Annotated in this window: 20 protein-coding genes; 9 read left to right on the forward strand and 11 right to left on the reverse strand. The window is 57.4% G+C overall.

Annotation, left to right across the window (positions count from 1 at the left end; translation table 11 throughout):
• The first annotated feature begins 96 nt into the window (after nt 1-96).
• Complete coding sequence (locus SIC15_RS18820; RefSeq protein WP_412536667.1) at nt 97-1305, forward strand: OmpA family protein; 1209 nt, start codon at nt 97-99, stop codon at nt 1303-1305.
• A gap of 98 nt (nt 1306-1403) precedes the next feature.
• Complete coding sequence (locus tag SIC15_RS18825; RefSeq protein WP_412536668.1) at nt 1404-1862, forward strand: DUF4124 domain-containing protein; 459 nt, start codon at nt 1404-1406, stop codon at nt 1860-1862.
• On the opposite strand, the gene SIC15_RS18830 is transcribed toward SIC15_RS18825, so the two are convergent.
• Nucleotides 1819-3093, reverse strand: coding sequence for a methyltransferase (locus SIC15_RS18830; RefSeq protein ID WP_412536669.1), 1275 nt, complete (start codon nt 3091-3093; stop codon nt 1819-1821). The two genes, SIC15_RS18825 and SIC15_RS18830, sit on opposite strands and share 44 nt — an antisense overlap.
• Between SIC15_RS18830 and SIC15_RS18835 the strand changes: the two genes are divergently transcribed.
• Complete coding sequence (locus SIC15_RS18835; RefSeq protein WP_412536670.1) at nt 3092-3820, forward strand: tRNA/rRNA methyltransferase; 729 nt, start codon at nt 3092-3094, stop codon at nt 3818-3820. The genes SIC15_RS18830 and SIC15_RS18835 overlap by 2 nt on opposite strands.
• Before the next feature lie 125 nt (nt 3821-3945).
• Here SIC15_RS18835 and SIC15_RS18840 read toward each other — a convergent pair whose 3' ends face one another.
• Complete coding sequence (locus tag SIC15_RS18840; protein ID WP_412536671.1) at nt 3946-5217, reverse strand: D-amino acid dehydrogenase; 1272 nt, start codon at nt 5215-5217, stop codon at nt 3946-3948.
• A 17-nt stretch (nt 5218-5234) separates the two neighbouring features.
• Nucleotides 5235-6068 carry a polyphosphate kinase gene (locus SIC15_RS18845; protein ID WP_136631172.1) on the reverse strand — a complete coding sequence of 278 codons (834 nt, stop codon included), beginning with the start codon at nt 6066-6068 and terminating at the stop codon, nt 5235-5237.
• Nucleotides 6069-6197: 129 nt separating this feature from the next.
• Here SIC15_RS18845 and SIC15_RS18850 point away from each other — a divergent pair, with 129 nt between their 5' ends.
• From SIC15_RS18850 to SIC15_RS18860, 3 genes are all read left to right on the forward strand, one after another.
• The gene (locus SIC15_RS18850) at nt 6198-7007 is read left to right on the forward strand and encodes a TatD family hydrolase (protein ID WP_136631173.1); all 810 of its coding nucleotides are present in this window, start codon (nt 6198-6200) and stop codon (nt 7005-7007) included.
• Complete coding sequence (locus tag SIC15_RS18855; RefSeq protein ID WP_136631174.1) at nt 7004-8212, forward strand: HD-GYP domain-containing protein; 1209 nt, start codon at nt 7004-7006, stop codon at nt 8210-8212. The genes SIC15_RS18850 and SIC15_RS18855 overlap by 4 nt, the downstream gene beginning before the upstream one ends.
• A gap of 69 nt (nt 8213-8281) precedes the next feature.
• Complete coding sequence (locus tag SIC15_RS18860) at nt 8282-9898, forward strand: Na/Pi cotransporter family protein (protein ID WP_136631175.1); 1617 nt, start codon at nt 8282-8284, stop codon at nt 9896-9898.
• On the opposite strand, the gene SIC15_RS18865 is transcribed toward SIC15_RS18860, so the two are convergent.
• From SIC15_RS18865 to SIC15_RS18900, 8 genes are all read right to left on the reverse strand, one after another.
• Nucleotides 9868-12147, reverse strand: a complete 2280-nt coding sequence (locus tag SIC15_RS18865; protein WP_153637402.1) for a PhnD/SsuA/transferrin family substrate-binding protein — start codon at nt 12145-12147, stop codon at nt 9868-9870. The genes SIC15_RS18860 and SIC15_RS18865 overlap by 31 nt on opposite strands.
• Complete coding sequence (locus SIC15_RS18870; RefSeq protein ID WP_412536672.1) at nt 12144-13103, reverse strand: ABC transporter substrate-binding protein; 960 nt, start codon at nt 13101-13103, stop codon at nt 12144-12146. The genes SIC15_RS18865 and SIC15_RS18870 overlap by 4 nt, the downstream gene beginning before the upstream one ends.
• A gap of 103 nt (nt 13104-13206) precedes the next feature.
• Nucleotides 13207-14115, reverse strand: coding sequence for a lysine exporter LysO family protein (locus SIC15_RS18875; RefSeq protein ID WP_412536673.1), 909 nt, complete (start codon nt 14113-14115; stop codon nt 13207-13209).
• A 25-nt stretch (nt 14116-14140) separates the two neighbouring features.
• The gene (locus tag SIC15_RS18880; RefSeq protein ID WP_069182219.1) at nt 14141-14509 is read right to left on the reverse strand and encodes a hypothetical protein; all 369 of its coding nucleotides are present in this window, start codon (nt 14507-14509) and stop codon (nt 14141-14143) included.
• Between the two features lie 12 nt (nt 14510-14521).
• Nucleotides 14522-14842 (reverse strand): DUF2288 domain-containing protein, encoded by a 321-nt coding sequence (locus SIC15_RS18885; protein ID WP_412536674.1) that lies wholly within the window; start codon nt 14840-14842, stop codon nt 14522-14524.
• A gap of 97 nt (nt 14843-14939) precedes the next feature.
• Entirely contained in the window at nt 14940-15335 is a 396-nt protein-coding gene (locus SIC15_RS18890; protein WP_069182221.1) for a response regulator, read from the reverse strand.
• The gene (locus SIC15_RS18895; protein WP_412536675.1) at nt 15336-16499 is read right to left on the reverse strand and encodes a response regulator; all 1164 of its coding nucleotides are present in this window, start codon (nt 16497-16499) and stop codon (nt 15336-15338) included. It lies immediately after the preceding gene.
• Nucleotides 16496-18178, reverse strand: a complete 1683-nt coding sequence (locus SIC15_RS18900) for a diguanylate cyclase (protein ID WP_412536676.1) — start codon at nt 18176-18178, stop codon at nt 16496-16498. Before SIC15_RS18900 ends, SIC15_RS18895 begins: the two co-directional genes overlap by 4 nt.
• A gap of 97 nt (nt 18179-18275) precedes the next feature.
• Here SIC15_RS18900 and SIC15_RS18905 point away from each other — a divergent pair, with 97 nt between their 5' ends.
• The 3 genes from SIC15_RS18905 to SIC15_RS18915 are packed head-to-tail and all read left to right on the forward strand — an operon-like array spanning nt 18276 to nt 24843.
• A complete protein-coding gene (locus SIC15_RS18905; protein WP_412536677.1) occupies nt 18276-20084 on the forward strand; it encodes an ATP-binding protein in 1809 nt (602 codons plus the stop codon).
• A complete protein-coding gene (locus SIC15_RS18910) occupies nt 20059-22890 on the forward strand; it encodes a PAS domain-containing protein (protein ID WP_412536678.1) in 2832 nt (943 codons plus the stop codon). The genes SIC15_RS18905 and SIC15_RS18910 overlap by 26 nt, the downstream gene beginning before the upstream one ends.
• A gap of 3 nt (nt 22891-22893) precedes the next feature.
• Nucleotides 22894-24843 (forward strand): ATP-binding protein, encoded by a 1950-nt coding sequence (locus SIC15_RS18915; protein WP_412536679.1) that lies wholly within the window; start codon nt 22894-22896, stop codon nt 24841-24843.
• Nucleotides 24844-24859: the final 16 nt, after the last annotated feature.

The following is a 24859-nucleotide window of genomic DNA, read 5'->3' on the forward strand; positions in this document are numbered from 1 at the left end:
TTTGTCTTTTTTGGCCTACTAGCCTAAATTCCGGGTATACAAGCACTTTTCATATAGAAGTGCGGTACCACAACGACAATGAACAGGAGGTTCTGCATGAACGTCATGCGTCCGATTTCCGCGGCTGTTCTCGCCGCCACCCTTGCAACTCCGGCCATCGCCGACCGTCAGGAAACCATCTATATCAACCCGTTTGCGGGTTTCCAGCTGTTTGACGACAAACGCGATCTGAGCGAAACCGGCACCTTCGGTGTTGGTGTGGAATACCGCTTCCGCCCGCACTGGTCGGTAGAAGCCCTGTATTCACGTGCCGATGCAGATCGGAAATACGTGCCCGGCGAATCCGAATTTGATGAAGTGCGGGTCGATGGCACCTACTACTTTGCCGGCCCGGACGAAGCCTGGAACCCGTATGTGTCTCTGGGCGCCGGCCATGCAGACTTCGGTTCCGATAACAGCGGTGTTCGCACCGCCGGCAGCAACCACGACGAAACGCGCGTGAACGTAGGCACCGGTTTCCGCTACAACATCAGTGACGCCGTTTCACTGCGCGGCGACCTCCGTGAGTTCCACGGCATTGATGAGAGCACCTTCGACACCCAGGTCTCCCTGGGCATCAGTTTCGCCTTTACCCGCACTGTGGCCCAGGCAGCCGCAGAGCCTGCACGTCCTACAGATGCTGATGGCGATGGCGTCCCGGACTCACGTGACCAGTGCCCCGGCACGCCGGCAGGCGCAACCGTTGACGGCAATGGCTGCGAACCGGATTCGGATCGCGACGGCGTTGCCGACAGCCGAGACCAGTGTCCCGACACCCCGCGCGGTGCGGAAGTAAACAGTCGTGGCTGCGAACTGGACAGCGATAACGACGGCGTAGTCAACAGCCAGGATCTGTGCCCGAACACCACCGCCGGCGCAGAAGTTGACGCAACAGGCTGTGAAGGTGTGACCGAGACGATCCAGACCTTCACCATCGAAGTGCAATTCCCGAGCAACAGTTCTGTGATCGGTAACGCTTACGATAGCGAGATCCGTCGCGTTGCGGACTTCATGCGGGCAAACCCGGAAACCATCGTTGAAATCGCAGGTCATACCGACAGCCTGGGTGCTGCCGACTACAACCAGTTCCTGTCCCAGCGTCGCGCTGAGGCGGTCGCTGGTCGCCTGACCGGCCCTCTGGGCATTGACCCGGCACGAGTAGAAGCCGTGGGTTACGGCGAAGAGCAGCCGGTTGCTTCCAACGAGACCGCAGCCGGCCGTGCCGAGAACCGTCGGGTTGAAGCGCGCATTCAGGTTCGCCGTTAATCGACGGTCTTGATCTGAGTGGATTGAAAAGGCGCCTACGGGCGCCTTTTTCGTGTGTGATCAATCGCGAGGAACCGATGATCAAAGGAATGGCTTTGATGCTGACCCTCTCTGTTCTGGCAGCGCCAGCACAGGCTCAGGTTTTTCGCTGCGAACAAGACGGCAATACCGTCTTCTCCGACCAGCCCTGTGGAGAGGATGCTGAGTCGGTTGAATTGCGGGATAACCGCATTGGCGGCAGCTTTGATCAGAACCTTCCGGCGCCGGAGCCTCCTGATTCCGAGGAACAGGCAGAGGAGTCGGAACCTGAGGAACAGGCCGGTACCTGCCGGTTTATCAACTCCACCGATCTGCGCCGTTATCTGGTTCGGGAGCAGGTGGTCCGCGGCATGACCCGAGAGCATGTTCGCCGTGCTTTCGGCAATCCACCGGAAACCTACACCAAACCCCAGGAAGTCTGGATTTACCAGACCCGTTATTACGGGGCGCTTTATGAGCTGACCTATGTGTACTTCAGGGATGGCTGTGTTGAACGGGTGGAGTACCGGAAGCCCTGACCGCATCGAGCAAAAGATTGCGCGGTGTCAGTGACCGGTCGCAGAACACCCCCAGTCTTACCCCGTATCCCTGCTCTTCCAGGAAGAGTGCGTAATCCAGCACTATCCAGAGTTCCATAGGACGCCGGAACAGGTGCCTGACCAGCTCATGACGGCGAACTTCCTGCAGCCGTCGCTCGCCATACGACAACCAGTAATCAAAGTCGACCGAATCCGGTAGTTCCAGCTGCTTTTTCTGCGCGGCCCAACGGCAAAAGGCGGGAAAGTCCCCATGCAGAAGGCGGGTCGGATGGGAGGGAACCGGCAGATAGTCATCTGCCCCTCGAAGTTGCCGTTGCAGCCCATCAAAACCCAGACGCCACTGGCTGACAAGCCGGGTCTGCTCCCTCACCCGGGCCGGTGCCGTCACGGTTTCCTGAACCGCCAGCCTCAGATCGTTCCGGCTCGGTTGCAGAACCCTTGGGCAAGCGGCTGCTCTCTCGGACAGGGGCCTGTACTGTTCCATACCGGTCAGGTGGTAGCAGCAGGGCGAGATACTCAGTCTCGGCAACCCCGCTTTGCTGCCTCTCTGCAGCAACTGACGGTGCAGGTCGCCGCAGGCATGGAGCGCAACACCGTGGTGATGCTCCGGAAGCGACAGATCCGCAGCCATGACATCCTGACAGCGGATCGACACCCTGTCTCCGAACTGCTGAGCCAGTCGGTTACCATCCCGGACCAGCTCCGGATTCCACTCGAAGCCCTGTATTTCATCGGGGCACAACGGTGCCAGCGTCCGCGAAAGATGGCCCTTGCCGCAACACCAGTCCAGGGCGGGGTATTCCAGCGGTGTCAGTGCCGCCGCAAAGGCCCCTGACTGCAAACGCTTCCGGCCGGGCATATCGGTGGCGCGCACTTCCGGCAGGGTCGCCTGCAATGCTTGCCCGTCTGAAGGCAAAAGCTCCGGCAGTTGCACCATGTCAACGTACGCTTGCAGGGATGGCAGCCAACGGGATGCTCGCGCCGCCAGTTCAACGGGGGTGTCATCCAGTTGCTGGCATTCATCATCGGTCAGCTGCGCCAACATTGCGGCCAGTTCCGGATAACGCCGCGTCCAGGCCGGTTCCGGCGTCATGAACGGCGCCGGTTGCCAGAGGCCGGAATGCTGAAGCAGCCAGTCGTTCAGCTCCTGCCATCGCTGGTAAAAAGATTCCGCGCCGTGGTGTAAACTCGCCGCCGGAGGTAACGTCATGCAACTGGCCTTTGTACTTGTTGAACCCAAGGTCCCGGAAAACGTCGGTGCAGCCGCCCGCGCCCTGTGCACTATGGGCTTCGGCGAGCTGTGGCTGGTCAATTCCGATCTTCACACCCGCCCGGAAGCCCACTGGCTGGCCCACGGCAGCGACCACATCCTGGATAATGCGCGCATTTTCCCCGATCTGGCAGCGGTAAGAAACTCCGTAGACCTGCTAATGGGAACCTCCGCCAAGACCCGGCATCAGCGCCAGGATTGGCACGGCCCCTCTGATCTGCGGAAGCTTCTGGCTACGAAGGGGGCGTCCGTCGCAACCGCAGCGCTGGTGTTTGGCCGGGAAGATCGTGGGCTTTCCAATGACGAACTGGCACTCTGCGATCTGCTGACCGGCATTCCCATGAAGGTCGCCTACCCCTCCCTGAATCTGGCCCAGTCGGTGATGCTCTATGCCTGGGAAATGTCCGGGCTTTCAGATTCTATGGATGACGAACCTGAGCCTGCCGATGAACATCGGCTTGGCGCCCTCCGCAACCGGCTCGAAACCCTGCTACCAGAACTCGATACGCCGCCTGAAGGGAAGCTGTCCCAGTGGGTTTTCGAGCGGCTGCCATTGCTGTCTGATCGGGATATCGGGTTTGTTCATACGCTTTGCTCGAACATCGAGCGCGTTGTGGAGTGCAGGTCTCAGCCGCGCTCGGACCCCGAGGAAAAACAGGACGGATAGTCCCTCCCGGGATACGCTGTAAATACGTCCATGTACGCTCGACGAAAACATCCATGTTTTCGACGATCCCGGGAGGGACTATCCGTCCTGTTCTCGGGCCTTTTGCGCGCATCGGTTTGTTTAAACTACTCCTGGAATCTTCCTGGGCGGAAGGCATCCAGACAAATGGTGGGTTCCTCCCCTTCGATTACCTGGGCGATGACATCGGCACTGCCGGCTGACAGGGTCCAGCCGAAGGTGCCGTGGCCGGTATTCAAATAGAGATTTTCTCTGGGACCGCGGCCAATAATCGCCGGGCCGTCGGGGGTCATGGGGCGAAAACCTGTCCAGGTTTCAGCGGCATCGAGGTCGGCACAGCCGGGGAACCGGGATTCGACCGACTTCTTGATAGTTGCCAGTCGGGCTTCAGGAATCTCCCGATTAAAATCGGCCAGTTCGACGAAGCCGGTGGCCCGTAAACGGTTGCCCAGACGGGTGGAGACGACTTTGTAGTTGTCGTCGTGAATGGTGGATGCCGGACCGCGCTCCGGGTCTTTCATCGGAACCGTCAGGCTGTAGCCTTTTACCGGATAGATGGGCAGTTCCAGCCCGAGAGGCTGAACCAGATGATTGGACCAGCACCCGGCGCTGATCACGAAGGCATCCGCCTCCAGGGTTTCCATCACCCCTTCGCCGGTTCTGAGTGAAATTGCACTGACCTTCTGCTCATCGGCAATGAGTTTTTCCGCTTCCACGTTGTAACGAACGACAACCCCTTTTTCCTCGCAGGCTTTCGCTAGCTCCCGGGAGAACTTGTGACAGTCACCGGTGCCATCGCTGTCGTAGCTGAGGGCACCATAGAGCGGGCCGTTTCCCACCATGCCCGGTTCCGCTTCGCGTACCTGGTCCGGCGTCAGTAACTGGGAAGGGATGCCGAGTTCGGTCAGAAGTTCATGGGTGGCCCGGTAGCCTTCCAGCGCCTCCGGGGTGCTGGCCAGGTGCAGCAGGCCCTGATGATCGCCATCAAAGGCAAGATCCAACTCCTTTTCCAGCGCGAGAAACCGTTCCCGGCTGTGGATGCCGAGGCGCAACATGGCACGGCGATTCAGGCCGAACAGGCCCGGCGACCAGGCGTAACGGAGGGTAGCGAACATGAATTTCAGGGTTTCCACCGACGGCGGAAAGCGCAGCTTCAGGGGGCCGTCCTGCTTGAGGATCCAGGGTATGGCCTTGAACACAATCGAGGGATCGGCCCAGGGGTAGACCACGCCGTAGGAGCGCTGGGCCGCGTTGGCCTTGCTGGTTTCGTTCCCGGCAATTGCGTGACGCTCCAGCACAGTCACCTGGTGGCCCCGGCGATTCAGTTCGTAGGCCGTGGTCATTCCCACCACGCCGCCACCGACTACAACAATGTGCATGCATTCCTCCGCTGTGTTTATTTCACGCCATTTTTTGCCAACAGGCGTCGGTATTCTTTCAGGACAGTCTCATCTTCTTTCGGATAATCCGGCGCCAGCCTTTGCAGTTGCTCTGCCAGTATCGCCGCAACAATGGCACGGGCCTGGGGTTTTCGGTCACCCGGCACAATGAACCAGGGGGACTGCTCCGTATGGGTCTCGGCAAGGGCCTCTTCGGCGAAGGCTTCGTACTGGCGACGTTTCTCCCACCCGTCGATATCCGACTTGTCGAATTTCCAGCGCTTGCGCGGTTTGTCCAGGCGCTTCAACAGGCGCTGCTGATGCTCGTCTTCAGACAGGTTGAGCCAGATCTTGATGATTGTGGTGCCCTCTTCCACCAGATGGGTCTCGAAGTTCCGGATGGAGCGGTAACGGTTCTGCCAGTTGTAGCTGTCGGGCTCATGGACCGGCCATACCCGCTCGGCGATCACAGCTTCGTGATGGCTGCGATTGAAGGCCACCATCTCGCCAAAGCCGGGCAAGAAGGGCGTGACCCGCCATAGAAAGTCATGGCGGGTTTCGGCACCCTTGGGCCGGCTGAATGACCAGGCGTGAAAGCCGGCGGGATCTGCAAAGGTTGCCAGTGTGCGGATCAGGCTGTCCTTACCGCTGGTATCCGGTCCGTGTGTGACCAGCAGCACCGCCCTTGCCTGATTTGCCCAGAGTCGGCGCTGGTATTCACCAATCTGTTCCAGGTTGGCCTCAAGGCCGGGCAGCTCCGTTTCATCGCTGTCCAGCAATGTCGGGTAGTCCCGGAATCTGGGTTTTCCGGGGTCGAAAAGAAAAGAGCTGGCAAACGCCGACAGCTTCATCAAAGTGCTCCGTGCAACTCCCTATGGATGTAATACAGGTCAACAATCGAACAAGCTGGTAAACTTGTGAGACTGAATTCACAGAATAGCAGCCTGGACGCAGGTTGCGATGGAGTGTAGTACCCGGCAATGAGTAAGAAACGTCGCGAGATTCCCGTATTCGATCACCCGATCATCGAGACCCACTGTCACCTGGATTACCTCAAGGACCGCCCGCTTGAGGAAACACTGGAACAGGCACAGGGGGTCAATATCGAGAAGGTGATCACCATTGCGGTGTCCCCGGACAACCTTGCAAGGGTACGCGAACTCAGCCAGGTGGCACCCTGGGTTTACGGTACCCAGGGAATCCACCCGCACGATGCCGAAAGTTATTCCGACGACGTGGAAGCGGAAATCCGCGCCCATGCCCGGGACGAAAAGATCGTTGCCGTGGGCGAGATTGGGCTGGACTACTTCTACGACAACGCCGATCGGGACGTACAGCGCGAGGTGTTCCGGCGTCAGTTGCAGATTGCCTGTGACACGGACCGGCCTGTCGTTATTCACAGCCGGGAAGCAGACGACGATACCATCGAGATTCTTGGCGAGTTTGAGGCCACCCTGAAGCGCCGCGGTGTCATCCATAGCTTCACGTCCGGCCCCGGCCTTGCGCGGTATGCCCTGGATCAGGGCTGGTGCCTGGGCTTCAACGGCATCACCACGTTCAACAAGGCAGAGAACGTCAGGGACATCGTGCGCATGGCACCGATCGATCAGATCCTGCTGGAAACCGATTCACCCTTCCTCACCCCGGTACCCTACCGCGGCAAGGAAAATGCACCGTTTTACCTGCCCTTCGTCGCCGAGAAAATCGCCGAGGTGAAAGAGCTGCCCCTGGACGAGGTGATTGGTAAGACTTATCAGAACAGCCTGAGGACGTTTTTCCCCGGCGAATGATAAAACGCGTCCCCATCTCCGCACTCAAGGTCGGCATGTACATAACCGACCTGAACAACGACTGGATTCCCCATAACACCCAGCGCAAGCGCGGTGTGATCAAAAAAGAGGAAACCATCGAGAAAATCCGCCGTATGGGGGTGGAGTTCGTTTATATCGACGCCTCGAAGGGACTCGATACCCAGGACTCGGAAACGGCCGCCGAAGTGGATCGCCGGAACGAGTCGGCCCTGCAAAAGGCGGGGGCATTGGCTCCGGCGCTGCAGCCCCATGTTCCGCTCGCGGAAGAAATCGTGATCGCTCAACAGATCCACAGCCAGGCCCAGAGCCTGGTGGGCGATTTCATGAACCACGCCAAAGTGGGCGGAGCCATTGATGTGGCACCCATCCACGAGCTGGCGGATGAGCTCCAGCATTCCGTGCTCCGGAATGCCAATGCCCTCAGTTGCCTCGGACGCATCCGGGAGAAAGACAACTACCTGCTGGAACACTCGGTCAATCTCAGTGTGTTGATGTCCCTGTTCGGCAATCATCGGGGTCTGTCTGCGGATGTGCTGCACCAGACTATCGTGGGCGCGCTGTTGCACGATCTGGGTAAAATCCTCACTCCCGACGAGATACTACACAAGCCTGGCCGTCTGACGCCGGAAGAGTTTGAAGTAATGAAGCTTCACGCTCGCCATTCACGAGACATTCTGGCTACCACCGAGGGCATTGGTGAGCTCACCGTCATCACGGCAGCGCAGCATCATGAGCGCCTTGATGGCACAGGCTACCCCGAGGGCCTGAAAGGCGACGAGATCTCGGAGTACGGTCGCATGGTCGCGATCAGCGATGTTTACGACGCCATCACAGCTGATCGGGTCTATCACAAGGGCATGACGCCAACCCAGGGCCTGAAGAAGCTCCTGGAATGGAGCGGCAGTCATCTGGATCCAGTTCTGGTCAAACAGTTTATCCGCTGCCTTGGGCTTTATCCGGTGGGCTCTCTGGTGCTGCTGGAAAGCGGTCGTCTCGGCGTGGTGGTCGAAGCCAACGAGAGCGATCAAAGACTGCCGACTGTGCGCGTTATGTACCACACCAAATTCCGTATGCCGATCACGGTGGACACCATTGATCTCTCGAAGCCGGGCACCCAGGACCGGATCCTCCGGGCCGTGGATCCGGAAACCTACAAGATCGATGTCCGGAAATTCCTCGCCTGAGTATTCGCCTCGTCCACCCCGGGCTCTGCTAATCTGAAAGCAACCCAGCTTCGAGTAACAAGTTCCGACATGACTGCAACTGTCTTTCAGATTCTCGGTGGCCTTGCCCTGTTCCTGCTCGCCATGGAGATGATGACCAATGGCCTGAAAAGCGCTGCAGGGCATCAATTACGCCATATGCTCGGACATTGGACCCGCAGCCCTCTCCGGGGGTTTGGGGCCGGCGTATTGATCACCGGCATCGTCCAGTCTTCAAGCGCGGTCACCGTCGCCACCATCGGCTTTGTGAATGCGGGCCTGCTCAGCCTCAGTCATTCTCTCGGGGTGGTTTTCGGCGCGAACGTAGGCACCACCATGACCGGCTGGCTGGTCAGTTTTGTCGGCTTCGGATTCAAGATCGAGGCGTTCGCCATGCCTCTGCTGGCAGCCGGTGTGGCCCTGAAGCTGCTGGCCCGGAGCCAGCGGAACCAGTCACTTGGTGAGGCCCTTGCCGGGTTTGCTCTGTTTTTCCTCGGGCTCTCGGTTCTCAAGGACTCCCTTGGGCAACTGACCGTCGGCCTTGATAGTTCTGAATTTCTCGACCAGGCCATCGCATTACCCCTTTTCGTTCTATTCGGGTTTCTGGCAACGGTGCTGACTCAATCATCCAGCGCGGCCCTGGCGATCATCCTCAGCGCCGCCGCCAGCAGTCTACTCTCCCTTGAAGATGCCGCAGCAGCAGTCATCGGCGCCAACCTGGGCACCACCTCCACCGCTGCCATTGCCGTACTCAAGGCCACCGCGAATGCCAGACGCCTCGCCCTTGGTCATGTCATGTTCAACCTTGTCACGGGCGCCATCGCCATTCTGATCCTGCCTTTGATGCTCTGGCTCATTGCCTCGTTAACCGACTGGCTGGACCTGGATACCAATGCTGCCCTGTCGCTCGCCATATTCCATACACTGTTCAACCTGCTTGGCGCAGCCATCATGCTGCCGCTGCTGAAACCATTCGCACGTATCCTCGGGCGAATGTTCCGAAGCAAGGAGGAGGACAACGCAGAACCCCGATTTCTGGATGACACCCTGATCAACACGCCGGAACTTGCGGTGGGCGCCGTTGATCAGGAAATGAAGCGACTGATTGGCCTGACTCGGGGGCTGCTGAGAGCCTGTCTTGACCGGGAGGATCTGGCTCCGGAAAAGATCAGGGCCACCATGGAAGCGGCGCAGAGTCTCAATAGTGCGATAACGGAGTACATCTCTCGCCTTCGTGCCGAGAAAATGCTACCTGCCACAGTCGATACCCTGACCCTGTCCATTCGCACCTGCCGATACCTTGCGGAAGCAACAGAGCTGGCTCCTGCGCTCCTGCGGCTCCGACAGTCAGGGAAACTCGTGCAAACGGCACCACTGAAAGGTGAGATGGACACCTATACTAATTTATTGCGCGAGTTGGTGGCGTCGGAAGTGGGATTGCCGGAAATCTTCGGGGAAACCGAGAAGATTTACCATATTCTGAAGTCGCGGATGCTGGCCATGATTGTCAAACGCGAGCTGCCCGCAGTTGTGGGGGAACGAACGCTGGATGACCTGAGTTCAGTTCGCCGGCTCTGTGACCAATGGACTAAATCCCTGGATTGGCGCCCCTCTTCAGAACTGCTCAATGGAGATTCTCAGGCCGAGAGCTCGGTGAACCGCACATAGCGATTTCTACCACAGCGCTTGGCCTGATACATCGCATGGTCCGCCTGCCGTAGAAGCTGGTCCCCATCCAGATCTTCGGCTTGAGGGAACAGCGTGTAGCCAATGCTGGCGGAGACCTCGACGCTGTGATCGGCTACCCAAACCGGAGTAGCCACCTGGTGTAGTAGCCGCCCCAACAGGCTCTCCAGAGCTGCTTCATCCTGCACGTTCATGATAATAGCCGCGAATTCGTCGCCCCCAATTCGCGCCAAAGAATCCTCTTCACGGAGTTCGGCGCGCATACGTGTGGCTACCTCAACCAGCAACTGGTCACCAGCTTCATGGCCAAAAGCATCGTTAACCGGCTTGAACTCATCGAGATCTATGTAAACTACCGCCAACTTCCCACTCTGTCGTTTGGTCAGCGCCATGGCCTGTTGCAAGCGATCGGCAAACAGGACCCGGTTTGGCATGCCCGTCAGGGCATCGTAATGCGCCATGATACGGAGCCTTCGTTCCTGCTCCTTGAGTCGGCTGACGTCACTGAAGATGCCTACAAAATGGGAGACTTCGCCATGATCACCACGCACACTGCTGAGGGTCACCGATAATGTTATTCCCTCGCCATCGTTTCTGCGGCTGGCGAACTCACCAGACCAGAAACCCTGAGAACGTGCACTGGAAAAAATACCGCTGCCCTCATCCACTGGCAGGGGGGGTAGGCGACCGATCGCCTTTTTGCGTGTCCGGCCGGTAATCGTAAGATAGGCGTCGTTTACGTCCAGGACCATTCCGTGATTATCGGTAATGAAAATGGCTTCGCGTGCGTACTCAAACACGCTTGCTGCCAGTCTTTGACGCTGCTCTGCTCGCTTTCGGCGGTTAATGTCATAGAGCGAACAAAGAATAAAGTCGTCCCTTCCGTCATCCGCATCGACCGGTGCCATGGTTAGCTCCACCCAGACTTCTGTGCCGTCAGAGCGATTCAATACCCACTCACATTGCTCCACCTGGCCACCCGCGACACGGGCCATCATGTGCGCGAGTTTCTGCCAGGAAATGAGTCCGTCTGGTTGGTACTCGGGTGAAAAAACCGATAGATCCTTACCAATGAGCGACTCTCTGGAGGCGTAGCGCAGCAGATCGACGGAAGCCGGGTTGGTGTCAACAAACCTCCCGTCTCGAATGATCAGAGCTGGCTGGGGCCAACCTCGGATGAGTTGACGAAGGCGACGCTGTTCGGAGGCAAGCTGACGTTTACTGCGGGCCAGCCACAAGGACGAAGTGATAAGCAGAGTGACCAGAATCAGGATCGTAAACACCCAGAGCCGATACTGCTGTAACGCATCAACCCAGGTCAGTTGGGGCACCTGATCATAGGGCGGGACACGCAGCGTCCGTGCCAGGTATTCAACGGACTGGTAATCCGCGGGCGGCGAAAAGCCGGCAATGCCAACGGCCAACGCAACCTCATCTTCTGGTTCTATTGCAAAAAGTGCCGAGGCGATCTTTCGCACAGACCTTTCGTTCACATGGGGCAGGGCCACCAGGGGCCACTCTGGATAAAGCCGGGTTGAGACCACGTACGGGAACCCTGAAAGCCGCTGACGATTCAGGACCTTTACCCGGGTAAACAGGTCGGGGTCGGCCTGCGCCATTTGCTCCAGAATGCTGGTGCGGATGAAACCGACGTCGGCATCGCCTGAAAGAACCGACCGAACAACCCGGTCGTGAGTGCCTAGAAAGCGAATCAGGTTCACTCTCCGGATATCAATGCCAGCGTCCAGCAGCTCCAGAACCTGGGTCTGATAGCCACCGAGAAAATGAACACCTGGCGAGGCGATCGTCTTGTTGCGTATATCGGCAAGATCCTGGATATCGTCGCGCTCGGCCTTGGCAAAGATCACGCCACCAAGACTCGTTGTGGAAGACTCGCCCGAGCGCCTGACCAGGGTAGCAAGCACCCCGGTCAAGCTGCGTTCGCTGCGGATGAGCAGAAAATGGCTGGGATTCGTGAGAAAAAAATCCAGACGGTTGGCAGCAATTGCCCGACTCATATTCTCCTGGTTGAGAATCTCCAGCTCTATCTGAATGCCCGTTTCCCGGGAAAGGTAGTCGGTCAGAGGCTGGTAGCGATCCTGCAAAACGCTATCTGGCCGATAAGCGAAAACGCCCAGGGTCAATGTTTCATCGGCATGGGCTGGTGCAATCGCGGTCAGCTCCGCGACCGTCAGCACGAATAAAAGGGTAGTTAACCGGAGAATACTCAAAGAATCCTCGCTGGCAGGAACGAAGGGTCAGATAAACGCTGGATTCCCGGTTTCTGGTCAATCATCCCTTCTGCCAACATAAGGAGAGACAGGGACTCGGCCATGTTTTCGATAGCGCCAGCCACCCTGAGGTAGCGTTGGTTTGCCGCCAGATCCGGTAGCATGACACTGGCCAGCGCTGCCCGGACCTCATCTGGGCTAATCCCCTGACGGGTCGCAATACGGTATACCGAGTCGTGCATGCTGCGCACCAGGTGCTGCAGGCCCCTGAAGTGCCCTGACACCAGGTCGCGAACCGCACGGGGATTTCTGTCTGCCGCTTCCCGGGTCACCACCAGCACATCAAATATGGTTTCCGGGATATCGCTGCTATCGAACAGCCTGACGCCACCAGCGTTCTCGATCATCGACGCTGTTGGCTCATAGCATACGCATGCATCCACTTCACCCCGCGACCAGGCTTGTGCATGCTGGCTTACTGGCAAATCCACTTTTGTCACGTCTTTCTGGCCAAGCCCCGCTAATTCAAGGATTTTAAACAGCATGATGCCCGAGACGCCGTCCAGCTCTACCGCAATTCGATGACCCTTGAGGGCACCAAGTTCAGTAATTGACGGCTTGACCATCAATACATCGGCGCCCGCAGACACGTCTGCAACAGCAACCGCAACCAGATCCAATCCCCTGGAACAGAGCCGTATGGTCTCATCCAGAGTCAGAGCAGCTCCATCAAGCGTACCCGCAACGAGTCCATCCATAGAGTTTTTTGCAGAGGTACCCGGCACCAGCGCAACCGTATCAGGCAGCCAGTTGAAATCATCGGCGAGGTAAAGCGGTTCATAGCCGACCCAGGGGTGGATACCGAATCTCAGCGGGCCGGAACCGCTGCAACCGGCCAATCCCGCGACGGACAGCCCGGCTGCGATCGATAAACCAAGGAATTCACGGCGTTGCATCAGGATCCGGACCGGGCTAGTACATTAACAATTGTCAATAAACGCTAGTTTACTGTTTCCCATACTACCCGTAAAACCGCAACTTGCATTGCACCGTGTCAATTTATCCCAAAGACAGGAACACCCCCATCAGCACCGGGGACAGAAAAGACAGCAGAAATCCGGAGGCAATCGCCACCGGCACACAGGGTAGCCCACCGCTGCTGCGGATCACCGGCAGCGTGAAGTCCATGGCGGTCGCTCCTCCGTAACCGATGGCCATGGCCGGCCGGCTGGCAATCAACAATGGAATAATGGCCAGCGCAACAATCTCCCTGAGCACATCATTGAGGAAGGCTACGCCGCCCCAGGCGGGCCCGAGGGCTTCGCCAATCACAATGCCGGACAGCGAGTACCATCCAAACCCGGAGGCGACCGCCAGGGCGTCGTGCCAGGGCAGCCCCAGCCACGGAATCAGAACGGCACCCGCAGCCAGAGAACTGACCGTCAGAGCCAGGGCGATACCCAGGCCCTGGCGGTTCATCAGCAGCTTGCGTAACGACAGACCGGCATTGCGCAACTGGAGGCCAATCAGGAAGAGCAGGAACATCAGCGCCCAGGTAGCCAGTTGCTCGGCCATTGGCATGTCAGGCAGGAGATAGTAGCCGGCCAGCAGACCGGCAATGACCGCCACCAGAGGCTTCAGGCCCGCAAGGAACAGCCTGCGGTAACCCGGGCTGACACTGCCCTCTACCGGCTCGACCGACATTGGCTGCCACCGATGAAACAGAAAGAGGCCGATCATGTTGGCAACGAAAAGCACCAGCACCAGTGCCAGTACCTGGGCCGCCATGCCGCCAAGCTGTGCCGCCAGCCCGTCCATCTGGCCGAGCCCCAGACCGAGCAACAGCAGGATGAAGTAGACCAGTCCCTCCACCGTATAATGAATCACGGTCATGGCCCTGCGATTCTCCAGGGCAATGGCAAACCCCAGGAACAGGGGCGCAAGAATGAGCAGGGCTCCGGTCAGCATGGTGTCCTCAAAGAAAGGGAGGTTGTCAGATCAGGGGTTTGAACTGGTCGGGGTCGGCCTCGGAGCTGGCCTGTTCAGCCCCTGGGGCTCCAATGGTGCGGGCAAGGCGCTGGGCAGTCACGGACCAAACCGCGTAGTCGCCTGGCTTCGGATCGTAACCCTTTCCCATCATAGTCCCGGCGATACTACGCAATACCGATTCGGCACTGGCAACGGTCCGCCAGGGACCACGCAGGAATTGGCCACCGGGGCGACCCTGGTCAGGGCCGGAGAGCGCCACCAGACCCCAAAGACCATCGCCAACTGGCCGGATGTGGAGCTCGATACGCTGATCCTCGCGAAGCATTACGAGATCTTTCAGTGGGCCCCGGCCGTGAAAATAATGCAGCTTCATAGAACCCTGCGCTTAGTGAAGCACATGACCAGAACGGTCCTGTACCAACACCCAGGGCGCAACGACAACCGCCCAAAGCTCTGCATTGCGGTCGTACCAGGCCTGGGCCGTTTCGGGCGCTACGTCACCAACCTGCCCCTTCTCCATCCATTGGGCAAACCGTTGTTTATTGTCCGCAGCCAGTTCCGCGGCCACATCCAGCAAATCGAGATCCGGGGACACGCGAACCACCTGCCCTCGCGCAAAGTAGGTCTGCAGTTCATGCCAGTGAACACGGGAGGTTTCCAGATTGAGCTTTGCTTTCAGCTCATCCCGGGAAGGGGAAGACGACATCAAGGGGCCTCAAATACCGAAAAAGACCGCTACAGGTTAACCGAATCAAGCGCCGCAAAACCACCAGCCGTCAAAATTTCAGGGCCTGGCCAATGGTTCAATCGAGCTTTTCCCAGATTTCCCGAATCTGGTCCGAGAGTGTCATCGGGTCGAAGGGCTTCGGAATAACGTCCACGGCTCCCAGGGCCAGATAGCCCTTGACCTCATCTGGCTGCACCTTGGCCGTCATAAAAACAGCGGGGGTCTGGGCGAACTCGGGTTTTTCGCGGATAGCCCGCAGTGTGCTTGGCCCATCCATGGTTGGCATCATTACATCCAGAAGGATTAGCTGCGGTCTGAAACCATCAAGATTCTCAAGAGCGTTGGCACCCGAATGACAGGCTTTCAGGGTGAACCCGCCGACCGCTTCCAACGCCAACTCGGCCACTGCCCGAATGTCTTCTTCATCCTCGACCAACATGATTTTTTCTAAAGGCATTCCAGACTCTGACATCTACCCACTCCCCGTATCCGATGTTTTTTTCCTGGACTCCAGCCAGTCCTCCAGCCCGAGATGCCTGAGAAGCCTGGAACACTCCGGGTTTTCCGCCTGCCCTCCAGCAATCAGACCAGCCACCCGCATAATGAGCAGGTTCTGCCTGACATCCTCCCGTGCGAGATAATGTACCGCACCGGACATCTGCCGGATGGCCAGCGGCAGCCGCCACTGTACCTTCAGCGTGTTGCCATACTGCTTTGCCCATTCGCGAAGCCCGTTTTCAATATCCCCTTCAGTCAGCTCACCGCCTTGCTGAACAAACTGATCCATCACATTCAGCACGGCCAACTCGCCCATTCGGCTCAGCAATCCAGCGGTCTGAAATTCGAGCGCCTTTTTGCCCAATACGAGGGCGAGCTTCTGGGCTTCCGACCCTACAGCTTCGGCCTGAGCCTGGTGATGTCTGGCGCTTTGCGCCAGAGCAGGAGAACGGAAGGAGGACCCCGTATCCAGAGCCAAAGCCAGGGCCTGACTCAAAGCCATGGGCACTCCCATTACCGAAATGGCATCACGGACAGTCGCAACGGGCTCTCCAGTTCGCCGGAACGAGGACCGGTTTGCCACCTCCAGCAGTCTGGCACACAGCGACGCTTCTTTTTGCCAACGTTCGGCCAGTTGGCCGCCAGAGAGGTCCTGAGCCCGCTCCATCAAACCAAGAATGCCGGAAACATCCATACGGGTAGGTATCTGCAAACCGGATTCCAGTTTCCGCGATAGCATCTCAGCCAGTGTTTCGACGCTTGTATCCTCGGGCAAAACCGCCTTGAGCATGCCGGAAAGACGCTCATGCAGCATTTCCACACTGAACGGCTTGCTGATGTAACCGCTGATTCCGTAATGGGCTGCTTTGAGAATGGAATCGCGATCTGCCCGGCCCGTTACCATTACGACTGGCATGTTTTTGTCAGCTGCGCGGATTTTCCTGAGAACATCCAGACCGGTACCATCTGGCAATGACCAGTCGATCACGAACAATCCTGGTGCCCTGCTACGCCACAAATCCAGAGCTTCGCTGACCGTGAACGCCTTGAATACTCTCAATGCAGGATGAAGACCCGCAACCACGGTCTCCAGAGGATCCGCCATCAAGTCGTCATCTTCGACGATTATCACATTCATCCGGGTTCAGACTCCTTCTGGGCCCTATCCAGATCACCAATCGAGGTGACACCGTTCCTGCCGGCGGCTTTGCGAGCATAGAGCGCTCTATCAGCGGCCTCTATCGCGTCTTCAGGCTTTTCATAGTCCTCAAGAGGCGCCATACCGACACTCAATGTCACGGAAAACGTTCCATCGGAACCGCTAAACTCGATCTTCGACATCTGCTCGCAGACCGCTTCCATCGATCTACGCGCGTTTTCAAGCGTGCAGTTCGGCAGTGCGACAATAAACTCCTCGCCACCGTAGCGACCGATCACATCGGTTTTTCTCAGGCGATGCCGAAGGAGGTTTGCAAGGCCCTTTATCACAAGATCACCAACTCTGTGTCCATGCCGGTCATTCACCTGTTTGAAATGGTCAAGATCAAGCATGGCCACCACGGAGGGATAGTCGAGTCTCTGGCAACGGCCATGCTCTTTCCCGACTTCCGACTTGGCCAGCGAATGCTTCAGTAACCCGGTCAGGCTGTCCCGCGAAGCCAGCTTGTCCAGTTGCCTGGCCCGATAGCATCGGACTCTGGCCGCCTGCAACAGGATCCTGTCAGACACGGGCTTGGTGAGAAAATCATCGCCACCCTGGGACAGGGCATCAAACTGGAATTCACTATCCTCCTCGGAGGACAGGAAAATGATGTGCAGCCCCACCCACTCGGGATCAAACCGGAGCATTCGTGCCAGGGTAGTACCGTTAAAGTTTCCCATCTGGACATCCATCAGAATGATGTCCGGCCGAAACTCTGACAGTGCGCTCAGGACAGTTGCGGGAGAGCTTACCCTTCGAACCTCGAACCCCCCCCCTTCCAGAATCAGGCTGTAACGTTCCAACAACTCCGGGTCATCATCAATTACCATCACCCGGCCGGAACCGAACTCCATTTTTTCATTGATGAGCCGTTCCATATAATCCGCCAGCACCGGTACATCGACAGGCTCGCTGACAAACCCATCCACGCCCAGCGCCGCAATCCGATATCGTTCATCAAACGCATCACTGGAACCAATGCAAATGATGGGGGGGCGGTCTTGTGAAGGCCATGGAATCTGTTCCTGCGCAATCAACACATCATCACGGATGAGCACAACGGAAATCCGGGACAGATCCTTGGAAAAAAGTTCTCTTGGGGTCGCGCATTGGACGGAAAAACCATGGGGTACCAGCAGATTCGCCAGGTATTCACCGGATGTTTGTTCGGGTTCGATTATCAAGACCTCAGGCTGGCCGGCACTGTCGGTGTTGCTGTCCTTGGGGGTTTCTGTGGCTTCCCCTTCGCTTTCTTCGACGGCGAGCAGACTCTCCAGGCCGCGAACCCTGCCAATGAAGTTCTCGTTCAGAAGCATTTCGTGAATCTCGGACAGGTCCCCGGGAGCACCCGCCTCACTCTCCAGGTAGGGTTTGAGGACGAGCTCCAACGCCCTGACTTCCTCTCCAAGCGCCCGAAAACCAAACGTGCCGGCCGAGCCGGCAAGTCGGTGCAGAACCTGGTAGGCGCGCCTGACCTCTTCCTGCCCGCCCCGTCCAGCTGCGGCATCCATTGCCATCAATTCGATCAGATTAATATCCCCTGACGCCTTTTCCCTGAAGCGCGTTTTCAGGACATCAAGCTTGCGTAAAACGTCAGCCGCTTTCTCGTCAGACATACATCACTCAATCCGATCTGCACTTCAACTGATTTATGCCATACTTCCGCTGAAATACTTGCATCATTTTTTTCAGAGTACCACCGGGGAAATCGTTTTGCCGTCACTTTCGCTCGGGACCCGCCTGGCCATAATCGTGATTGTTGGATCCGTTTTAACCGTTGGGGCGGTTCTGGCGGTTGCCTACAATGCCCTGGTGGACGACTTTGAGGCGCTGCTGACTGAGCAACAGCTCATCGAGACGCGAAGAATCGCCTCCGAGGTAGAACAGCGCCTGGAACTGAAACTCGATGTGCTGAATGAATCGGCGGCGATGATGAGTGATGGAAACTCCCTCCATTCGCTCCGCGAAATAAATAACCAACTCAATCGACAGAGTCTCCTGCGGTCGCTGTTTCCGGACGGTCTGATCGTTTTTGACGCAGAAGCAACGGCCATTGCCGAGGATATTCATGTACCGGGACGTATCGGTACTAACTATTCTGACCGAAACCATTTCCGGCGCGCTATCCAAAACAGAGTTCCCGTTGTCAGCCGGCCCATTATTGGCCGCACAACCGGCGTTCCCTTGCTGTCGTTTCTCGCGCCAATAGAGTCGGATGAGGGTGACCTCCTGGGACTTCTCGGCGGCACCGTCAATATTGGCAAGACCAGCCTGATTCCAGCCGATATGCTAAAGCGGCTTCGGGATGATCAGGATCGCTTCAAAGTGATCGATGTCGAGAACTTTCTATACATCGAGGGCGGCCCGTCACCCGGCAAGCGAGTGCAACCCCTGCCAGAGCCGGGAAAGGACCCCCTGGTTGACGCAGCCCTGTCCGGCATCACGTTCGGAACCGTGACGGACAACAGCGGGCAACAACTGATTTACGCTTCCAGCCATCTCGAAGACCTTGGCTGGATGTTCGTCCGTTCAGTGCCCTACGAAAGGGCCACCGCGCCGGCAAACGACTCGTTCCTCAATTTTCTGTGGATCAGTATTGCCATCAGCCTGGTCATCGCCCTGCTGGGATTCTTTGCCAGCCGTTCCGCCGTAAGGCCACTGGACAGGATGACCGAGACCATAGAGCAAATGGCCCAGAGTCCTTCCAGTGGACAGAGACTGGATGGAAAAGGGGCCAGTGAGACCCGCAAACTGGCCGCCGCCTTCAATCAACTGATGGCCGAGCGGGACGCCATCAGTACCATGAAGGAAAATTTTGTCTCCAATGTCAGCCATGAGTTAAGAACACCGCTGACATCACTGAACGGGGCACTTCGTCTGATGGCGTCCGGGGCGGCCGGCCAACTGCCAGAAAAAGCGGAAGAAATGGCCCAGCTCGCCCTGAGGAACGGCAATCGCCTGCATCTGCTGATCTCGGACCTTCTCGACTTCAGCAAACTGACCGCCGGCCAGATGAACGTGACGCTGTCTGCTCTCCCGCTGGCGCCCGTAATTAAGGCGGCCATCTCCGGCAATACCGCGCTTGCAGCGGAGCACAACTTGTCTCTGTCCACCGAAGGCCTGGGCGAACAGACGGTTTTTGCGGACGAGCACCGCCTCCGGCAGGTTCTCGACAACTTTATCAGCAACGCCATCAAATTCTCGCGGCCAGACCAACCCATCACCATCTCGGTCCAACCGGCTGCCCCGGGGTTCACCCGCATTACCGTCTGCGATCGGGGCGATGGCGTACCAGAGCAGTTTGAAAACGAACTCTTCGAGCGTTTCTCCCAGGCGGAGGTTGGCACATCAAAATCCATAAAAGGCACCGGCCTGGGCCTGGCTATCTGCCGGGAGTTGGCGCAACTGATGAAGGGTCGGGTCGGCTACTTTTACGACAACGGCGCCAACTTCTGGATAGAACTACCTAATAACAAAATCGAGGACATCACCATCGATGAAAGCGCCGGACCTTCCTCCTGAGGAGCTTGAGCGCCAGGCGGCGCTTGAACGTACAGGCCTGCTCGATACCGAACCCGAAGAGCGTTTTGATCGTTTCACGCGGATGGCCTGCAACGCGTTTCAGGTACCCATTGCGCTGGTCAGCCTGGTGGACGAAAACCGGCAATGGTTCAAATCCTGTCAGGGACTGTCGGCCTCCGAAACATCTCGCGGTATATCCTTCTGTGGTCACGCCATTCTCAACTCCAGCCTTTTGGTGATCGAAGATGCGTCGCTTGATCCACGGTTTTCAGACAACCCGTTGGTCACCGGCGATCCACACATACGCTTCTATGCAGGCGCGCCCCTACACAACAGCGAAGGGTTCAGATTAGGCACCCTCTGCCTGATTGACAGGGTACCGCGCACGTTTGGTGAAGAAGACGAATCCCTGCTGCGGGAAATCGCCGACTGCGTGGAACGGGAGATTAACCTTCAGGCCGCAGCGGAATTTTATAGGGACCTGAAACACAGCGAGCGCAGGGCCAGGGCAATTATTGATGGCACAAGGATCGGTACCTGGGAGTGGAATGTACAGACCGGTGAAACCGTCTTTAACGAGCGTTGGGCCAACATCTGCGGCTACACACTTGAGGAGCTGGAGCCAGTTAGCATCCAGACCTGGCTGGGTCTCGCGCACCCGGATGATCTTCCGGAATCGGAACGTTTGCTTAACGCTCACTTCGTTGGCGAACTACCGGAGTACGACTACCGATGTCGCATGAAACACAGGGATGGCCATTGGGTCTGGGTTCACGACCGGGGCCAGGTGTTCGAATGGACGCCGGACGGCAAGCCTTTGATGATGTACGGCACCCACGCCGATATCACCCAGGAGATGGACAACCTGAACAAGATTAAGCACCAGAACGAGGCACTGAGCATACTCAGCGATCTGGCTCTGGATGCCGAACCCAACGACGGCAGACGCATTGAGAAGGCCCTTCGTCTGGGAGCGGACTACCTGGATCTGCCTCTGGGAATCGTCAGTGAAATACACAGCAACGTCTATTCCATCCAGTGGTTTGTCGCTCCGGAAGGCTCTGGCCTCGAACAGAAAGCCAGCTTTCCGCTGAAAGACACCTATTGTTCAATGCTTCTGGGGTCCAGAGAGAGCCTCGCCATTGCCCACATGGCCAAATCAAGCTATCGCGGCCATCGCTGCTATGACAAGTTTGGTCTGGAAAGCTACCTGGCGGCTCCTATTTTTATCCGGGACCGTTTGTATGGAACGCTCAACTTTTCATCCCCCGACCCACGCGAAGAGGACTTCACAGAAACCGAGGTTACCTTTGTAACGCTACTGGCACGTTGGGTCGGCGCCCTTATCGAAAGACAGATCAGCGTCCGGATGATCACCAAGCTGGTAGAGCAGACCCCAGGGATGCTCTACCAGTATCGGCTCTGGCCAGATGGCCGTGGCGCGTTTCCATACAGCAGCCCGAGCATTAAAGACATCTATGGTGTCACCCCCGAGGAAGTGCAGGAGGATGCTTCTGCATGCTTCACGAGAATTCACCCGGACGACCTGCCCAAAGTGGCTGCCAGCATCGACGAATCCGCTCAGACACTCTCGATCTGGCATTGCCATTATCGGGTCGACAATGGCCAATCCGGCTGGCGCTGGGTGGAGGGTAAATCCTCGCCCGAACGGATGCCGGACGGCAGCATTATCTGGCACGGGTACATCGCTGATATTAATGAGGCAAAACAAACTGAGCTTGCTCTCCAGGAAAGCGAAGCCCAGCTCCGCGGGTTTTATGAGCTGTCACCGATCGGCATCGCTTTGAACGATTACCTGACCGGCGCCTTTCTCGATGTTAACGATGCGCTCCTAAGGCCAACAGGGTACAGCCGTGACCAGCTCATGGGCCTGGGTTATGGGCAACTCCTTCCGCCGGAATTTGAAGACCAGCAGCAACAAATCATCGCCGAGCTGCAACAGGACAAGCATTTTGGGCCCCATGAGGTCGAGATTATGCGGGCGGATGCTTCCACCTATCCTGCCATCGTGCGCGGCATGAGAATCAGCAGTCCCTCGGGACAACCGCTGATCTGGACGCTGATCGAAGACATCTCTGAGCAAAAGAAAGTTGATCGGATGAAAAGCGAGTTCATCTCGACCGTCAGCCACGAACTCAGAACACCGCTCACTTCCATATCAGGGTCTCTTGGCCTGGTCGAAAGCGGCACGCTTGGCGCACTCCCGGAAAAGGCAGAGCGCATGGTGTCGATCGCCCACCGTAATACCGAGCAACTGAAGGAACTGGTTAATGACCTGCTGGATATGGAAAAACTTGTTTCCGGCAAAATGACCATGAACCTGCAGCTACACGAGCTTGGTCCGGTGATAGAGGAAGCAGTGGAGCGCCTTGGAACCTATGCCCTGGAGAGTGGCGTTACTGTCAGAGTCCAAAGCAGCTCTCCAAAAATCGTGTCGAAAATCGATCGCTCGCGCCTGGGTCAGGCCTTCACCAACCTGCTGTCCAATGCCATCAAATTTTCCCCTCCTGACGGACAGGTCCTGGTGCAAATAAAGGTTGAGGACAGCCGTGTTCGTATTCGGGTAATCGACCAGGGGCCAGGTATCCCCGAGGGGTTTCGCGGTCGGATTTTCCAGAAGTTCGCCCAGGCAGACAGTTCCGACACCCGGGGCAAGCGCGGAACGGGCCTGGGCCTGGCCATCACCAAAGAAATCATGACCCAGATGGGTGGAAATGTGGGATTCCAGTCCCGGGAAGGTGACGGCTCAACGTTCTGGCTGGAGCTGGAGCAGGCGAAGGCATAAACGATGATCAAAACTCGAAGCAAGGCCATTTTTGCCCTTGTCTGGTTGGCGCGAGTCGCGGTCCTCGCGCTTCTGATCGCGGTGGCACTGGTACTCGACAGTACCGCAACCCAGAATCATCGGAGCGATGTTCGTCAGGAATGGCAAGCCAGGCTCAACGATAAGAGCCTCAAGCTGCAGAGTACTATTCTGCAGAACGTTCAGACCGTGTGGGGGCTTGCGGCCAATGTCTCTGTGCAGCCAGCAATTTCCGAAGCCGATTTCCAGAAGCTCGCCGCAGTGATATTTGCTTTGGCACCGCAACTGCGGAACATAGGCCTGGCCCCTGACCTGACCATCCGTAATATCTATCCACTGGAGGGCAATGAGGCGGCCCTGGGGCTCGATTTAACCAGTCAAAGCCTCTCTCCAACCCAGGTGGCGGCGCTCAAGGACTCGCGAAGGGCGCTGTTCAGTGGCCCGATCAACCTTGTCCAGGGTGGCCAGGGGATGGCGGCCCGGATTCCCATCTTCGAGAATGAATCCGGTCAGTTCTGGGGGGTCATCTCCGTGATACTCGATCTCAATCGCCTGTATAAAGCCGTGGAAATGACGCTTTCAGAACCCGGTCACCTGGCGCTTTTTCGAACGTCCGACCTGGCCCGGGAAGGTGATCCATTTTTCGGTGATGCCTCTACTGACTGGCAGGCCCCCGTTTCCACTGAACTCAGTATGCCCGGCATTCGCTGGACACTCATGGCCCAACCTCTTCAGGGCTGGCCTGAGCATCCGGAATCGCCACTATTCTTTCGATTCCTGTTGTTGCTGGTAGGTTCACTAATATTTGCGGGCACCCTCTGGCTCACCAGCCTTCTGCTTAGGGACTATCAGATGCAGCGACGTTTCTGGGGCCTGTTTGAGCTGGCTCCCTTTGGCATTGGGCTATACGCAACTCAAAATGGAAAGCTTCTGCGCGCCAACAACAGCTTTGCGAAACTCTTCGGAAACAGGGCGAATTCACTGGGGTTCTTCAACGACGTCTATGACCACACAAGCCGGATGGTCACGGACAAGCCCGATATCTCCGATCTGCTAAAACGAGATATGCGGTTCACCGGATTGGAGGGTTATTTTCCAGACGCAAACAATAAACTGAGCCCTGTGCTTCTCCACGGCCTAACCTTGGACGAGCAGAACGGCGACTCGGTTATCTGGCTGATCGCCGAAGATATTTCAGAGCAAAAAAAGGCTGATCGGGCGAAAAGCGAGTTCATTTCGATTGTCAGCCACGAATTGCGAACGCCACTCACGTCGATCGCTGGCTCCCTGGGCCTTATCTCGAACAACGCTGCGGGTGAACTGCCTCCAAAAGCATTGAGGCTGGCGGGAATCGCTTACAGGAACACCCGACAGCTGACGTTTTTGATCAACGACCTGCTTGATATCGAAAAGCTGGTTGCCGGCAAGATGGCTTTTCACATGGCTGAGTGCCATGTGGCAGAAATAGTAAAGGAGTGCCTGGAAAGCATCGAAAGCTTTGCAGCAGACAGGCAGGTAACGCTGAAGACGAGCCATCTGGAGGATGCCTGTATCAGGGCCGATCGCGGGCGGCTTTGTCAGGCGCTCAACAACCTTCTGTCCAACGCCATCAAGTTTTCACCAGAGCAGTCAGAGGTGACGGTTTCTTGTGAGCAATCTGGACAAACCGTCCTGATCTCCGTGTGTGATCAGGGGCCGGGTATTCCAGAAGAGTTCAGGGACCGGATATTCCAGAAGTTCTCGCAAGCTGACTCTTCCGATCGTCGCGCCAAGGGGGGCACGGGACTGGGTCTGGCCATAACACGGGAACTGATGCATGCGATGGGCGGGGACGTCGGCTTTGAATCCGAGGAAGGTAAAGGGGCCAGCTTCTGGCTCAGCCTGCCGTTAACCGGACCGGCAATCGAGAGCGCTACCTCAACGGCAGCGCCCTGACTCAATTCATGTCGGT

The organism is Marinobacter sp. MIT932201 (genome assembly GCF_047123295.1).
In the GTDB taxonomy this organism is placed as follows: Bacteria; Pseudomonadota; Gammaproteobacteria; order Pseudomonadales; family Oleiphilaceae; genus Marinobacter; species Marinobacter salsuginis.

What these genes read in the sequence shown, in the direction of transcription:
- SIC15_RS18820 (WP_412536667.1), top strand. Translation starts at nt 97, where the DNA reads ATGAACGTCATGCGTCCGATTTCCGCGGCTGTTCTCGCCGCCACCCTT.
- SIC15_RS18825 (WP_412536668.1), top strand. Translation starts at nt 1,404, where the DNA reads ATGCTGACCCTCTCTGTTCTGGCAGCGCCAGCACAGGCTCAGGTTTTT.
- SIC15_RS18835 (WP_412536670.1), top strand. Translation starts at nt 3,092, where the DNA reads ATGCAACTGGCCTTTGTACTTGTTGAACCCAAGGTCCCGGAAAACGTC.
- SIC15_RS18830 (WP_412536669.1), bottom strand. Translation starts at nt 3,093, where the DNA reads ATGACGTTACCTCCGGCGGCGAGTTTACACCACGGCGCGGAATCTTTT.
- SIC15_RS18840 (WP_412536671.1), bottom strand. Translation starts at nt 5,217, where the DNA reads ATGCACATTGTTGTAGTCGGTGGCGGCGTGGTGGGAATGACCACGGCC.
- SIC15_RS18845 (WP_136631172.1), bottom strand. Translation starts at nt 6,068, where the DNA reads ATGAAGCTGTCGGCGTTTGCCAGCTCTTTTCTTTTCGACCCCGGAAAA.
- SIC15_RS18850 (WP_136631173.1), top strand. Translation starts at nt 6,198, where the DNA reads ATGAGTAAGAAACGTCGCGAGATTCCCGTATTCGATCACCCGATCATC.
- SIC15_RS18855 (WP_136631174.1), top strand. Translation starts at nt 7,004, where the DNA reads ATGATAAAACGCGTCCCCATCTCCGCACTCAAGGTCGGCATGTACATA.
- SIC15_RS18860 (WP_136631175.1), top strand. Translation starts at nt 8,282, where the DNA reads ATGACTGCAACTGTCTTTCAGATTCTCGGTGGCCTTGCCCTGTTCCTG.
- SIC15_RS18870 (WP_412536672.1), bottom strand. Translation starts at nt 13,103, where the DNA reads ATGCAACGCCGTGAATTCCTTGGTTTATCGATCGCAGCCGGGCTGTCC.
- SIC15_RS18875 (WP_412536673.1), bottom strand. Translation starts at nt 14,115, where the DNA reads ATGCTGACCGGAGCCCTGCTCATTCTTGCGCCCCTGTTCCTGGGGTTT.
- SIC15_RS18880 (WP_069182219.1), bottom strand. Translation starts at nt 14,509, where the DNA reads ATGAAGCTGCATTATTTTCACGGCCGGGGCCCACTGAAAGATCTCGTA.
- SIC15_RS18885 (WP_412536674.1), bottom strand. Translation starts at nt 14,842, where the DNA reads ATGTCGTCTTCCCCTTCCCGGGATGAGCTGAAAGCAAAGCTCAATCTG.
- SIC15_RS18890 (WP_069182221.1), bottom strand. Translation starts at nt 15,335, where the DNA reads ATGTCAGAGTCTGGAATGCCTTTAGAAAAAATCATGTTGGTCGAGGAT.
- SIC15_RS18895 (WP_412536675.1), bottom strand. Translation starts at nt 16,499, where the DNA reads ATGAATGTGATAATCGTCGAAGATGACGACTTGATGGCGGATCCTCTG.
- SIC15_RS18900 (WP_412536676.1), bottom strand. Translation starts at nt 18,178, where the DNA reads ATGTCTGACGAGAAAGCGGCTGACGTTTTACGCAAGCTTGATGTCCTG.
- SIC15_RS18910 (WP_412536678.1), top strand. Translation starts at nt 20,059, where the DNA reads ATGAAAGCGCCGGACCTTCCTCCTGAGGAGCTTGAGCGCCAGGCGGCG.
- SIC15_RS18915 (WP_412536679.1), top strand. Translation starts at nt 22,894, where the DNA reads ATGATCAAAACTCGAAGCAAGGCCATTTTTGCCCTTGTCTGGTTGGCG.